Origin of the sequence: Hyphomonas sp. KY3, from assembly GCF_017309975.1 — a bacterium.
Taxonomy (GTDB): domain Bacteria; phylum Pseudomonadota; class Alphaproteobacteria; order Caulobacterales; family Hyphomonadaceae; genus Hyphomonas.
On the sequence record NZ_CP022271.1, the window covers coordinates 1,804,016 to 1,817,404 of the forward strand.

A 13,389-nucleotide genomic window follows, 5' to 3' on the forward strand; every position below is an offset into this window, starting at 1 on the left:
CATGGCAGATCACATCGTCTCAGCATTTACAGACGAGCTCGACAAGATCGCTGCCGATCTCATGCGTATGGGCGGCATTGTGGAAACGATGATCCTGGATTCCTGCCAGGCAGTAGACCGCAATGACAAGGAACTCGCAAAGGATGTGATCTCCCGCGATCCCAGTGTCGACCGGCTGGAAGAAGAAGTGGAGCGCCAGATTGTGAGTCTGATCGCGCGCCGCCAGCCCATGGCTCATGATCTGCGGTCGGTCTTTGCGGCGCTGAAGACGGCGGGTGAGCTGGAGCGGATTGGTGATCTTTCGAAGAATATCGGCAAACGCACCCTGATGCTGGATGATGCTGTCCCGTCCATGATGCGCCACGGCGTAGCGCGCATGGCACGCCCGGTGTCACTGCAATTGCATTCCGTGTTGGATGCTTATGCGACCAGCAATGCCGAGACCGCCAAAATGGTCTGGGAAAGCGATGACGACATCGACCAGCACTATAATTCATTGTTCCGGGAAATGATCACTTACATGATCGAGGATCCGCGCACCATCGGTGCTGGAGCGCATATGTTGTTCATGGCCAAAAACCTTGAACGCATCGGCGACCACTGCACGAACATCGCAGAATTCATTTACTTTCAAATCACTGGCGAATATCTCATGCCCCATGAGCGCCCGAAAGCCCCCAATACGGGCGTCTGAAAAGACGTAGGACAAGAGGATCTGTCATGAAGCCCTATGTGCTTATCGCTGAAGATGAGAGCGCCGTTTCGGAGTTGCTTTTCTACAATCTCAAGAAAGAGGACTATGAGGTCGCAATTGCCAGCGATGGTGAAGAAGCGATGCTGATGATCGAGGAGCGCGCACCAGATCTGCTGTTGCTTGACTGGATGCTTCCCAAGGTCAGCGGCATCGAAGTCTGCCGTCGGATCCGCAGTGGCGGGGCCAATCCGAACTTGCCGATCATCATGTTGACCGCACGGGGCGAAGAAAGTGACCGCATTCGGGGGCTCGATACCGGCGCCGATGATTACGTCACCAAGCCTTTTTCAACGACAGAATTGATGGCGCGTGTTCGCGCCGTGTTGCGCCGTATTCGTCCCGGCCTGAAGGATGACCGAATTACAGTAGGGGATATCGAGATTGACCGGGTCGCGCACAAGGTCGCCCGGAATGGGCAGGATATCCATCTCGGGCCGACCGAGTTTCGCTTGCTGGACTATTTCATGCAGCATCCGGGACGTGTGTTTTCACGCGAGCAATTGCTCGACACAGTCTGGGGCTCGGACGTTTATGTCGAGGCGCGAACCGTAGACGTGCATGTTGGGCGTCTGCGCAAGGCATTGCGTCAGGAAGGCGGGGACGATCCGATCCGGACCGTCCGCTCCGCCGGGTATGCCCTTCGAGCTGACTAGAAAAGTTCAGTCAGGAAGTTTTCGAGGTTTTCAAAGCTGCGACGGTCTGCATCTGCGTTGTAGACCGTACCCATTTCCTTGCTATCAGCGCCAAGCGTCGTGAAGGAGTGCATGGAATTACCGTGCACGTGCAATTGCCAGTCCGCAGCTGACCCGTCCAGTTCCTTCGTAATGGCCATCACGTCTTCCGGAGTGGCCATTGGATCATGCCAGCCATGCTCGATCATCACTTTCGCGGTGATCTTCGGTGCCGGCACATTTTCGGCTGGGCGGAACAGGCCGTGGAATGAGGCTACGCCCAGAACCTCATGATTGGCGCGAGCCATGTCCAGAACGGCGAGACCCCCAAAACAGAAGCCGATGGCTGCCGCTTTCGTTGGGTCAACACCCACTTGTTGCTTTGCGGCAGCAAGGCCACCTGCAAGGCGCTTCTGCAATTCGGCCCGGTCGCCAACAAGAGGATTCATGAGGGCTTGGTTCTCTTCGACCGTCGTGCCGCGCTTTCCCTTGCCATAGACGTCCATGGCGAAAGCGGCATAACCAAGCTTTGCTATGCGTTCGGCCTTCTCGCGCTCATTGTCGCCCAGGCCGCCCCATGCATGGGCGATCACGACGACTGGAGCTGTATCCTTGCCCTTTGGGCGTAGGAAGTAGCCCTCATAGGTCTTGCCATCGACAGTGTAATCAACTTCGCTCATGTCATTGCTCTCCTTGGTGTGTGCCTGTCAGATACAGGGCATTCGGTCCTCTGTTTCAAGGGGGGCAGCGATTAGTATGAAGATTCTAGGAATTTTCGATACGTCCTGTTCCATTGAAACTTACGGATAAAGGACCCGCCACACATGGCCAAGAAAAATGAGAAGAAGGCGAAAGCGAAGTCGGCAAAAGCCGCGAGCGCAAAAGCCTCCAAATCCACCAAGAAGCCAGCCAAGGCAAAGAAGGCTTCCAAAGCGCCTGAGCCAAACACGGCCGACATGGCACACAAGATCTGGCTCGCAGGCGTAGGCGCCTATGGCAAAGCCTATGACAAGGCAATCGCCAATACGAAGACGTTCAACAAGCAGTCCACCGAATTGTTCGAAGACCTCGTCAAGCGTGGCGAAGAGATTGAGCATGACGTCCGCGCACGCGTTCAGGACAATGATGTTGTTCAGAACGCTTCGAAGAACGCGGCCAAATATGCCAGCGTCGCCCGCGAATTTCAGACTCAGGCACGTGACGAGTTCGAAGCTCGGATGGAACGCATGCGCGACTTGCTGGGCGTGAAGGGCCTCGGCAAGAAAGGTGGCAAGCTCGCCGCCAAGCTCGACAAACTGGAAGACGAAGTTGCTGAAACGGTTTCGAAGGCTCGGTCCAAAACCAAAGACCGCAGCAATGATCTGAAGCAGCGTATTTCACGGCTGACCGAAGAGATCGAAGCTGTGGCAACGGAGTCCGGTGCGGATCTTGTTAAGACGAGCAAGAAGGCGGCCCAACGCACATCAAAGGCTGTTCAGGACGCCGTCGTAAAGCCAGCGGAGGCTAAACCGAAGACATCTGCAAAAGCCAAGCCTGTCGCAAAGGCAAAACCGGCCTCTGCCGCGTCAACCAAGGCGGATGACTTCACGCTCATGACAGGGGTCGGCCCTGCACTAGCCGCCAAGCTGAAAGCGGCGGGTCTCAAGAGCTTTGCCGATATCGCCGCGCTCAAGGCGGCAGACATTCAGGCCCTGGACGCCAAGATTATGGCGCGTGGCCGTATCGCCCGCGATGAATGGGTCAAACAAGCCAAAGTGCTGATGAAGTAGTCCGGCACCATCATGAAACTGGTGAGGGCGGTTCCGTGAGGGACCGCCCTTTTCTTATGCGACGACGGTGTCGTAATGCTCGAAGAGATCTGTCAGCGTCTCCACACCCCGGTCACCCATATAGGGTGGCAACAGGCACATGACCTGAAGCACAGTCCTGTGGATCAAGGTTGGCCCATCATGGCTGTCCGCATTCAAATGATCCTCCGCCAACCAAAAGGTCAGGGTCGTCATGAATTGGTCTGTCAGAACTTCTCTCAGACGCGGATCCAGCCGCAACACCGATCCCGCGGTCAATTCATCCAGCACACCAACAAGCGCGGTCCGCATCCGCGACAGGATGGATCTGAACCGTTTGGCAAGGTCAGGATACCGATCGAGCAATAGTCCAAGATCGCGATAAAAAAACCGAAAGTCGTAAATTTCTTCGAGAATGATGTAGAGGTAGACCCAGCTGTCCTCCAGACTGGTAATCCGGCCACGGGACCCGCTCAGGATGATGCGCATCTCGTTCTCGAACCGGTCAAACAGGGCATGGATGATCGCGTCCTTGCCCTTGAAATGGTAATAGAGGTTGCCAGGGCTGATATCGAGCGCATTCGAAATATCAACAGCCGTCTGCTGGGCTTCTCCTTCTTCATTGAAGAGAAGCAAACTAACGTGAAGTATGCGATCGCGTGTTTTCATGGTCTGATATGGTGTTTGACACGCAATTCTCACTATGGAACGAATTTTATTTGAAATTTTGATGTAACCTTTTTCCGAATGCGAAAGAGGCCCAATAAAAGATCCAGTCGCCACGTTTGGTGGGAATGACTGGGCAGACCCAAGGGGAGAGGGGCATGACGCGCCCGAAGAAAGACTACGCAAACAAGGCGGCTACGGCATTCAAGGACGTGAACCCGTTCTTGTCCGGTTCCGACCCGCAGGAGATGGTCGGCGCAGTAGCCATGATGTTGCGCTCGACCATGAAAAATCCCGCCATTACAGCGAAAGCTGCCAGCCGGATGGCAGCTGACGGCGCGAAGATCTTGATGGGCAGGTCCGATCGGGCGGCAGATCCTCGCGATCGCCGTTTCAAGGATTCGACCTGGTCTGAGAGCCCCTTCTACAAGCGCGGTATGCAAGCTTATCTGTCGACTCAGGAGCATCTGAATGACTGGGTGGCCAATCTCAGCATGACGGAGTTGGAACATGCGCGGGCGAAGTTCCTGACCAGCATGATTACTGACGCCTTGGCACCCACCAACACCCTGCTCGGCAATCCGGCCGCCAGCAAGAAAGTGGTGGAGTCAGGAGGCATGTCCCTGCTGAAGGGGCTGAAGAATGCGTATACGGACGTCACAAAAAATGGTGGTTTGCCGAGTCAGGTAGACAAGCGACCCTTCGAGGTCGGCAAGAATCTCGCAATGTCGCGCGGCAAGGTGATCTGGAAAAATGAGATGCTGGAACTGATCCAGTACGAGCCAATTACCGACAAGGTTCACCGCACGCCAGTTCTGATCGTCCCACCACAGATCAACAAGTTTTATGCGATGGATCTGTCTCCCGCGATCTCAATGGTCCAGTTCCTGATGGCTCAGCAAATGCAGACCTTTGTTGTGTCCTGGCGCAATCCTCAGAAAGAGCACGCGCATTGGGGCATGAGCGCCTATATCGACAGCTTGATCCAGGCGAGCGAAGTTATCCGCAAGGTCACGCGATCCAGGAAAATAAATATCGCCGGCGCCTGTTCGGGCGGTATCACGGCGGCGACATTGGCCAGTCTGTTCGCAGCAGCAGGAGACGACCGCATCAACTCGCTGACCTTCATGGTATGTGTCCTGGATCCCCAGCGGGAAGATAGTGAGATGGGGCAGATTGTGTCTGATCAGAGCCTAGAGGTCGCCCGGAAATATTCCAGACGCAAAGGCATCCTTAAAGGCGATGATCTGGCACGCATGTTTGCCTGGATGCGTCCGAATGATCTTGTCTGGAACTATGTGGTGAATAACTACCTGATGGGCGAAGATCCGCCGCCCTTCGACATCCTGTTCTGGAACAACGACTCCACGAACTTGCCGGCGCAATTGCATTCGGACTATCTCGACATGGGGCTGAACCAGCCTTTCAGTCACCCGGGCGAGTTTGAAGTGGCTGGCCACGCAGTTGATTTGACGAAAGTGACAGCCGACGCTTTTGTGGTTGGGGGCCTGACCGATCACATCACCCCGTGGAAGGCGTGTTACCGCACAACTCAACTCCTCGGATCACAGAGTATAAAATTCGTGTTGTCTTCCAGCGGACATATCCAGTCCCTATTGAATCCACCAGGCAATCCGAAGGCGAAGATGCTTCGCAACCCGGACCTGGACGCGGATGCCGATACCTGGGCGGCAAAGGCAACAGAAGAAGCTGGCAGCTGGTGGCCTGTCTGGGGCGACTGGCTAAAAGAGCGCTCGGGGACATTGAAAGCTGCGCCCCGCGCTTGCGGTGGTGAGGCATTCCCGGCTCTCTATGACGCGCCGGGCCATTACGTGTTTGACGAATAGGCCGAAAATCTCACGGGAGCCTTCATGACGTCGCCGAAACGCATGCCGATCATCGAGACACAAGACGTAGACGGTATCGAATTGCGCACAGCGCGATGGACATCGGCGTCCAATTCGAGGCAGGCGACTTTGCTGTTCTTCAATGGCATTGGAGCCAATCTGGAACTGACGCTCGGTCTTGGCGACATGTTTCCAGACCGGGACATCATCACCTTTGATGTGCCCGGCGTTGGCTTGAGTCCCGTGACCAGCTGGCCTTATCGCCCCTGGATGCTGGCACGCTGGGCCCGCAAGCTTCTGGATTTGCATGATATTGAAGAAGTGGACGTGATGGGCGTGTCCTGGGGCGGGGCCATGGCGCAACAATTCGCCTTTCAGTATCGCCGCCGCGTCGGAAAACTGGTGCTTTGCGCGACCACAGCCGGGATGACGATGATTCCGGGCCACCCGAAGTCGCTCTCCAAAATGGTGGACACACGACGCTACTCGGACCCGGAATTCATGCGGAAGAGTTTCGAGTCGCTCTATGGCGAAGCCGTCGATGGAGAGGCTGGCAGCCATATCGACAATCTCCTGCCGCCAGACCCCAAAGGTTATATCTACCAGTTGCTGGCCTTTGTCGGCTGGTCGAGTCTGCCATTCATCCGCTTTCTGACAATGCCGACATTGGTTTTGATGGGAGATCGGGACACGATCGTGCCTGTCGCCAATGGCCATATATTACGGGTGGCACTGCCTGACGCTGAGCTGAAAGTCATTGAGGGCGGGGGGCATCTGTTTCTTGTGACACGCGCTGAAGAGACCGCCGACCTGATACGGGAATTTCTGATCAGGTCAGAAAGTGAGCCGAAAGCTGCGGCTTGATCAGGTCTTTGCTGTCTTCACGGCGACCCGCTCTTCAAGGGCATCACACACTGCGTTAGCGACCGATTGGGCTGCGTCACCCCGGCCAATCGATCCAAAAGCGGCCATGCAGGCCTCGACATGGAGATTGATCAGCGCAGAATTCTCGCCTGGCTCAGTTTCAGACAGCAACCTGCAGAGCGACCCACAAAGGCGCGACACCGCGGGATATCCGTATGATGTGGCAACACCGCGAATATTGTGCGCGCAGGTTTCGAGTAATTTGTAGTCCGCATGGCTGGCACCGGAAGTCTTGGCGGCTCCCCAGGCATTCTTCAAACGATCAAGGTCCGCCTGCATCCACGCGTCAAAACGAGATGACAGGTCTTCGACCGCGGCTTCTGCTCTATCCCCGAGCTCGTCCGGATCGTGACCGGCGTCCGATGCAGCAACAGCGGCATCACCTACTGGCGCAACGGGGGCCATCTTTATCACTCGGCTGATATCCGGAGTTATTGAGGTAGCTGGCTGGTCGCTCTTCGCGCCAGCATTGGGTTTCAGTTTGTTTATCAGAGCCTTGAGCATCGCGATTCCCTATCGTTCGGGTAATCGTATCGTCCAAGCCTTAACGTTTTCCTGACCGAAGGTCTTTGAAATCGCTTCAGAAACCAAACTGTTCCCGCAAGATGCGTTCATCAAGCGCATGCCCTGGATCGAACAGCATGGTAAGCCGACGCCGGTCCTCTTGAACGTCCACGCTGACAATGTCGCGCACTTCCTGATTGTCCGCGGCAGCGGCAACCGGACGCAGGATCGGAGCGATCACATCAATACGTACATGCGCGTCGCGCCGAAGTAGGGCGCCTTTCCACCTGCGCGGCCGGAAGGCGCTGACAGGCGTGAGGGCGAGCAGGCCAGCTCCGATCGGCAGGATCGGGCCATGTGCGGACAAGTTGTAGGCCGTGGATCCCGCTGGCGTTGCGACCATCAAACCGTCACAGGCCAGCTCGTCCATCCGCATCTTGCCGTCGATTGTGATCTTGAACCTCGACGTCTGCGCCGTCTGGCGAAACATCGATACTTCATTGATCGCAAGGGCGCGGTGTTCGTGATCATGTACGTCGCGAACGGTCATTCGCAGGGGCGAGATGACGGCGCGTTCGGCTGAGTTGATACGGTCGGGGAGTTTGTCGACGTTGAATTCGTTCATCAGGAAGCCGACCGTGCCACGGTTCATGCCGTATACCGGTTGACCCCCTTCAAACTGACGCCGCAACGAATCCAGCATTGCCCCATCGCCGCCGAGCGCAACGATCACATCGGCATCATCCTCGCTGCACTGGCCGTACTTTTTGGTCAGGACAGACAGCGCGTCCTGGGCTTCTGGGCGCTTGGAAGCGTAAAAGTGCAGACGTAGACCACTCATGGTGGCCCATCTGCTTTGCGAAGGGTGGAAGCGTCAAGGCGGATTCTGGCATACCGCCGCGTGCACCGGATAGTGCGAGTCCACCAAGTTGACGCGGGTGTCAGCTTTTTCTGGCCTGTGATCGGATTTTCCGCTAGTTTGCCAGCAAAACATATCTGGGAGATTCAATCATGGCCGACGGCGCGCACAAATTAGATATTCGTTCCTCTGTATCCGCAGAAGAGTGGCAGGCTCGCGTGGACCTCGCTGCGCTGTATCGCCTGATCGCGATGCATGGCTGGGACGATCTGATTTTCACGCATATTTCTCATCGCGTTCCTGGGCCGGACCATCACTTCCTGATCAACCCATATGGTTATTTCTTCGAGGAGATTACGGCGTCTTCGCTCGTGAAAGTCGATCTGGAAGGCAACGTCGTCCAGGAGACGGATAGCTTTATCAATCCGGCCGGCTTCACCATCCATTCGGCAATCCATGATGCGCGCGACGATGCGCAGGTCGTGATCCATGTCCACACCGATCAGGGCGTTGCTGTCTCGGCGCAGAAGGAAGGCCTGATGCCACTCAGCCAAACCGCCATGATTGTACGTGAGGACATCGCCTACCATGATTATGAAGGTATCGCGCTGGACCTGGACGAACGTGAGCGGCTCGTCGCTGATCTGGGCCCCAAGAAACATTCAATGCTTCTGCGCAACCACGGTACGCTGACGGTCGGCGACACGGCGGCGTCTGCATTTACGCGGATGTTCTTTCTGGAGCGTGCCTGCAACATGCAGATCATGGCGCTTTCGGCTGGGCGCGATGGTGTGTTGGAGTGCGAATCTGATCTTCAGCAGAAGGTTGCCGGGCAGGGCGGCATGACAGAACACAGTTCCGGCATGAACATGGTGACGGAAAAACTGGTTTGGCCGGCGCTGCTTCGCAAGCTGGATCGCGAAATGCCGGGCTATGACGCCTAGGGGTAATCCCGTATGCGACAAAAGCGGTCCGCGACGTATGGAGCCATTATCAATCGTCATTTTGGCCACTATGTAGGCTCGGAAAAGATCAGGAACGAAACAGATGAAGCATCTGAAGGCCTTCGAGGACGCGCTTAATTCGATTCACGGCGAAGGCCGCTATCGCGTATTTGTAGACCTGCACCGTCACAAGGGCAGGTTTCCAAAGGCGACGGCGCGGTTCGAGGACGGCGAGCGCGAAGTCACCATCTGGTGCTCCAATGACTATCTTGGCATGGGCCAGGACGAAGACGTCATCAATTCCATGCATGAGGCCATCGATAGTTTCGGTGCAGGTTCGGGCGGCACGCGTAACATCTCCGGCACGACTCGTTACCATGTCGATCTTGAGCGCGAACTGGCAGATTTGCACGGCAAGGAGTCAGCGCTCCTGTTCACATCCGGCTACGTTTCCAATGAGGCGACATTGTCGACCTTGGGCAAGATTTTGCCTGACCTGATCATTTATTCCGACTCGTTGAACCACGCTTCGATGATTGAAGGCATTCGTCGCTCAGGTGCAGACCGTCGCATCTTCAAGCATAACGACGTGGATCATCTGCGGGCGCTGATGGCGAATGATGATCCGGATCGCCCGAAGCTGATCGCGTTTGAGAGCGTTTATTCCATGGACGGTGATTTCGGCCGGATGGAAGAAATTTGCGATCTGGCCGATGAATTCGATGCGATGACCTATCTGGACGAAGTGCATGCGGTTGGCATGTATGGCCAGAATGGCGCCGGCGTTGCGGAGATGTGGGGTCTGGCGGATCGGATCGACATCATCGAGGGCACGCTTGGCAAGGCTTATGGTGTCATGGGCGGCTACATTGCCAGCCACGAGACCGTGGTCGACGCCATCCGCTCAATGGCTTCAGGCTTTATCTTCACGACATCCACTTGTCCCGTAATGGCGGCGGGTGCGCTGGCCAGCATTCAGAAACTGCGGACGGATGCGGGACGGGAATTGCGCCGGACCCATCAGGCGAACGCTGCCAAGCTGAAGCAGAAATTCCGCGATGCCGGCCTGCCTATGATCGACACTGACACGCATATCGTACCATTGCTGGTGGGAGATCCGGAGCGCTGCAAGGCGCTGTCCGATACATTGCTGTTCGATTTCGGTATCTATGTGCAGCCGATCAATTACCCGACTGTCCCGAAGGGTACGGAGCGTTTGCGCTTCACGCCGAGCCCTGTGCATGACGAAGTCATGATGGATGAGTTGGTGGCTGCGATCCTGGCTGTTTGGAAGCAGCTCGGCCTCGACAAGGCAGCCTGATCCGGTTTTTCGACTATTTGGTTTTTTTCTTGGGTGCGGGCGGTGCCTTCTTGCCAAGCCCGATCTGTTTGGCGTGCTTTGAGCGCAGCTTTGCGTAGTTTGGCGCAACCATCGGGTAGTCGGATGGTAATCCCCATTTCGCGCGGTAGTCTTCGGGCGTCATGTCAAATTTGGATCGAAGATATCGCTTCAGCATCTTGAGCTTCCGGCCATCCTCGAGACAGATCAGGAAGTCCGGTGTGATGGATTTCGCAATTGAAACTGCTGGTTCCTGAGTATCTGCTGCAGGCTCCGCGCCTTTCGATAGCCCGGAAACCGTCTCATAGATGTTCGTGATGAGCTGTGGCAGCGCATCTGCTTCGACCTGGTTGTTCGACACATATGACGAGACAATCTCGGCAGTCATGTCGAGCAGGTCAGATGACTCGTATTCACTCATGGCCCACCAAGACTCTGTCAGGTATTTGGATATTCAGCTGCACAATCGCGCCCCAACTAAACTGCTAAATACCATAGTTCTTCAAGTATTTGCACGACAATCCCGACACAATCTCTCAAATTGTGCATGCAGGGTGCGATATTGTGGGCCCAGCACGCACCGGCGGTTGCGGCGGGACCCGCCTGAGCGTAAATAGCGCAAGACCCAGCAGGAGATTCGCCCATGGCAGACACAGCCCAGCCCGCCCGGTTTGATACCACGGAATTTTTCAGCCAATCTCTGGAAGATCGTGATCCCGAGCTGTTCGATGCGATCCGGAAGGAACGTACCCGTCAGCAGCAGCAGATCGAGCTGATTGCGTCAGAGAATATTGTTTCCAAAGCCGTGCTGGAGGCTCAGGGAACGGTGCTGACGAACAAGTATGCTGAAGGCTATCCAGGCAAGCGATATTACGGTGGCTGCGAGTTTGTGGACATTGCGGAAGAGTTGGCGATTGAGCGGGCCAAGAAGCTGTTCAATTGCGGATTCGCCAATGTGCAGCCGAATTCCGGCAGCCAGGCTAATCAGGGTGTGTTCAATGCGGTGCTGAAGCCGGGCGATACGATCCTCGGCATGAGCCTGGACGCAGGTGGTCACCTGACCCACGGTGCCAAGCCAAACCAGTCCGGCAAATGGTTTAACGCCGTTCAGTATGGTGTGAGTCGGGAAGATGATCGAATTGACTTCGTGGAAGTGGAGCGCCTTGCCAAGGCGCACCGCCCGCAGCTGATCATCGCGGGTGGCTCTGCCTATCCTCGTGAGATCGACTTCAAACGATTCCGCGAAATCGCTGATGAGGTTGGGGCGTTGTTCCTCGTGGACATGGCGCATTTTGCGGGTCTCGTTGCCGGCGGCGCGCATCCGAACCCACTGGACCATGCGCATATCGCGACGACAACAACGCACAAGACATTGCGTGGCCCGCGTGGCGGCATGATCCTCACCAATGACGAAGCGCTCGCGAAAAAGATCAACTCAGCCATCTTCCCCGGCATTCAGGGTGGACCGCTGATGCATGTCATCGCAGCCAAGGCGGTAGCCTTCGGAGAGGCGCTTCAGCCAGAATTCAAGAATTATGCGGCTCAAGTTGTTGCAAATGCGCGCGCTATGGCTGCGGCTTGCAAATCCAGCGGGCTGGACGTTGTCTCTGGCGGTACGGATACGCACGTCGCATTGATCGATTTGCGACCGAAGAATGTGACCGGTCGCGACGCTGAGCATGCGCTCGAGCGTGCCTTCATCACCTGTAACAAGAACGGCGTACCCTTCGACCCGCAAAAGCCGATGATCACCAGCGGTATTCGTGTGGGCTCGCCAGCCGGTACGACTCGCGGTTTCGGCGAAGATGAGTTCACGCAGATCGGTAACTGGATTGGCAAGATTGTTGACGCGGTTGCGTCCGGCGAAAGCACATCAGCAGAAGACAAGGTGCGCGAAGAGGTGAAAGCCCTGACGGCGCAGTTCCCGATCTATAATGGATTGGGAGGCTGATAGACCTTGCGATGTCCGTTCTGCGGTTCCGAGAATACATCGGTGAAGGACAGCCGCTCGGCTGAAGACAACACGGCTGTCCGTCGCAGGCGTGTATGTGAGGCGTGTGGTGCGCGGTTCACGACGTTTGAACGTGTTCAGTTGCGCGAGATCATGGTGGTGAAGCGGGATGGCAAACGCGTGCCGTTTGACCGGGACCGTCTGACGCGCTCGATCACCATCGCCTTGCGGAAACGCCCCGTGGATCGGGAACAGATCGACCAGATGGTGTCCGGTATTGCGCGCAAGCTGGAAAGCGGTGGCGAAACCGAGGTGACGTCCAATGAAGTGGGCGAATTTGCCATGGAGGCGCTGCGGCAAGTCGATCCGGTCGGTTATGTGCGGTTCGCAAGTGTCTACAAGGATTTCAGGGATCCGAACGATTTCGCTCAATTCATTGAGCAGACATCGCTGGAAGAAGAGAGCGATCCTGAATGAGCGGGGTGAAAGTCACCCTTAAGATCGCTACATCGCTGGATGCCCGCATAGCTTTGTCCGATGGGACGAGCCAGTGGATCACGACCAGCGAGTCACGCGCACGGGCACATGAGATGCGCGCCGCGCATGATGCGGTTCTGGTTGGAGTGGGCACGGTACTTGCCGACGATCCGTTGCTGACCGCGCGGACAGTCCCGCTCCCCAAAACCCAACCCATCCGGATCGTCGCAGATTCTCAAGGTCGCACACCGCGCAGTTCCAGACTGGTCCAGTCTGTTTCATCCGGACGCGTTGTTGTCGCAACCAATGGCCAGCCGCAGGATATCCTCGCAGCGAGCGGCGTGGATATCTGGCGCTGCGGGAAAGGCATTCGCGTGGACGTGAATGACCTCCTTCATCGCGCTGAGATCGAAGGAATTGCATCTCTCCTGATAGAAGGGGGCGGCACGCTGGCGGCCAGCTTCATTCGGGAAGGGCTTGTGGACGAAATTGCCTGGTTTCGCGCCCCCATCCTGATCGGAGGAGACGGCCTGCCAGCGCTCGCCGCCCTGGGACTCTCCAATCTGGGCGAAGCGTCACGTTGGCGCGCTATCGCTACGGAACGGATTGGGGTTGATGTCCTGGACACCTATGTAAGGGTCTAAATAAGAAACTAAGGGCAGGAAA

Annotated in this window: 15 protein-coding genes; 10 read left to right on the top strand and 5 right to left on the bottom strand. The window is 56.4% G+C overall.

The annotated features are described in order from the left end of the window. The first annotated feature begins 1 nt into the window (after position 1). Together phoU and phoB are read left to right on the top strand one after the other, a co-directional pair. Positions 2-694 carry a phosphate signaling complex protein PhoU gene (phoU, locus tag CFA77_RS08895; protein WP_034812765.1) on the top strand — a complete coding sequence of 231 codons (693 nt, stop codon included), beginning with the start codon at positions 2-4 and terminating at the stop codon, positions 692-694. Between the two features lie 26 nt (positions 695-720). Then, a complete protein-coding gene (gene phoB, locus CFA77_RS08900) occupies positions 721-1,407 on the top strand; it encodes a phosphate regulon transcriptional regulator PhoB (protein ID WP_034812767.1) in 687 nt (228 codons plus the stop codon). Here phoB and CFA77_RS08905 read toward each other — a convergent pair. Continuing rightward, positions 1,404-2,105 (bottom strand): dienelactone hydrolase family protein, encoded by a 702-nt coding sequence (locus CFA77_RS08905; RefSeq protein WP_206990396.1) that lies wholly within the window; start codon positions 2,103-2,105, stop codon positions 1,404-1,406. The two genes, phoB and CFA77_RS08905, sit on opposite strands and share 4 nt — an antisense overlap. A gap of 144 nt (positions 2,106-2,249) precedes the next feature. Between CFA77_RS08905 and CFA77_RS08910 the strand changes: the two genes are divergently transcribed. Continuing rightward, complete coding sequence (locus tag CFA77_RS08910; RefSeq protein ID WP_206990397.1) at positions 2,250-3,194, top strand: phasin family protein; 945 nt, start codon at positions 2,250-2,252, stop codon at positions 3,192-3,194. 54 nt (positions 3,195-3,248) lie between these two features. Here the strand turns inward: CFA77_RS08910 and CFA77_RS08915 are convergent, their stop codons facing one another. Next, positions 3,249-3,881, bottom strand: a complete 633-nt coding sequence (locus CFA77_RS08915) for a TetR/AcrR family transcriptional regulator (protein WP_206990398.1) — start codon at positions 3,879-3,881, stop codon at positions 3,249-3,251. Positions 3,882-4,036: 155 nt separating this feature from the next. On the opposite strand from CFA77_RS08915, the gene CFA77_RS08920 reads away from it, so the two are divergent. Further along, entirely contained in the window at positions 4,037-5,725 is a 1,689-nt protein-coding gene (locus tag CFA77_RS08920) for an alpha/beta fold hydrolase (protein WP_206990399.1), read from the top strand. A gap of 24 nt (positions 5,726-5,749) precedes the next feature. After that, complete coding sequence (locus CFA77_RS08925) at positions 5,750-6,589, top strand: alpha/beta fold hydrolase (protein ID WP_206990400.1); 840 nt, start codon at positions 5,750-5,752, stop codon at positions 6,587-6,589. On the opposite strand, the gene CFA77_RS08930 is transcribed toward CFA77_RS08925, so the two are convergent. Both CFA77_RS08930 and CFA77_RS08935 read right to left on the bottom strand, forming a co-directional pair. Next, complete coding sequence (locus tag CFA77_RS08930; protein WP_242517544.1) at positions 6,590-7,054, bottom strand: Hpt domain-containing protein; 465 nt, start codon at positions 7,052-7,054, stop codon at positions 6,590-6,592. A gap of 175 nt (positions 7,055-7,229) precedes the next feature. Further along, positions 7,230-7,994 carry an NAD kinase gene (locus CFA77_RS08935; RefSeq protein ID WP_206990402.1) on the bottom strand — a complete coding sequence of 255 codons (765 nt, stop codon included), beginning with the start codon at positions 7,992-7,994 and terminating at the stop codon, positions 7,230-7,232. 170 nt (positions 7,995-8,164) lie between these two features. On the opposite strand from CFA77_RS08935, the gene CFA77_RS08940 reads away from it, so the two are divergent. Both CFA77_RS08940 and hemA read left to right on the top strand, forming a co-directional pair. Further along, positions 8,165-8,956: a class II aldolase/adducin family protein gene (locus tag CFA77_RS08940; RefSeq protein ID WP_206990403.1), complete on the top strand. Its 792-nt coding sequence runs from the start codon at positions 8,165-8,167 to the stop codon at positions 8,954-8,956. 103 nt (positions 8,957-9,059) lie between these two features. After that, positions 9,060-10,277 (top strand): 5-aminolevulinate synthase, encoded by a 1,218-nt coding sequence (gene hemA, locus CFA77_RS08945; RefSeq protein ID WP_206990404.1) that lies wholly within the window; start codon positions 9,060-9,062, stop codon positions 10,275-10,277. Positions 10,278-10,290: 13 nt separating this feature from the next. Here the strand turns inward: hemA and CFA77_RS08950 are convergent, their stop codons facing one another. Further along, a complete protein-coding gene (locus CFA77_RS08950) occupies positions 10,291-10,716 on the bottom strand; it encodes a MucR family transcriptional regulator (protein WP_206990405.1) in 426 nt (141 codons plus the stop codon). A 222-nt stretch (positions 10,717-10,938) separates the two neighbouring features. On the opposite strand from CFA77_RS08950, the gene glyA reads away from it, so the two are divergent. Genes glyA through CFA77_RS08965 form a run of 3 tightly spaced genes read left to right on the top strand, consistent with a single transcriptional unit; the run spans position 10,939 to position 13,367 of the window. Further along, positions 10,939-12,246, top strand: coding sequence for a serine hydroxymethyltransferase (gene glyA / locus CFA77_RS08955; protein ID WP_206990406.1), 1,308 nt, complete (start codon positions 10,939-10,941; stop codon positions 12,244-12,246). Positions 12,247-12,252: 6 nt separating this feature from the next. Beyond that, entirely contained in the window at positions 12,253-12,723 is a 471-nt protein-coding gene (gene nrdR, locus CFA77_RS08960; protein ID WP_206990407.1) for a transcriptional regulator NrdR, read from the top strand. Continuing rightward, positions 12,720-13,367: a RibD family protein gene (locus CFA77_RS08965; protein WP_206990408.1), complete on the top strand. Its 648-nt coding sequence runs from the start codon at positions 12,720-12,722 to the stop codon at positions 13,365-13,367. The genes nrdR and CFA77_RS08965 overlap by 4 nt, the downstream gene beginning before the upstream one ends. Positions 13,368-13,389: the final 22 nt, after the last annotated feature.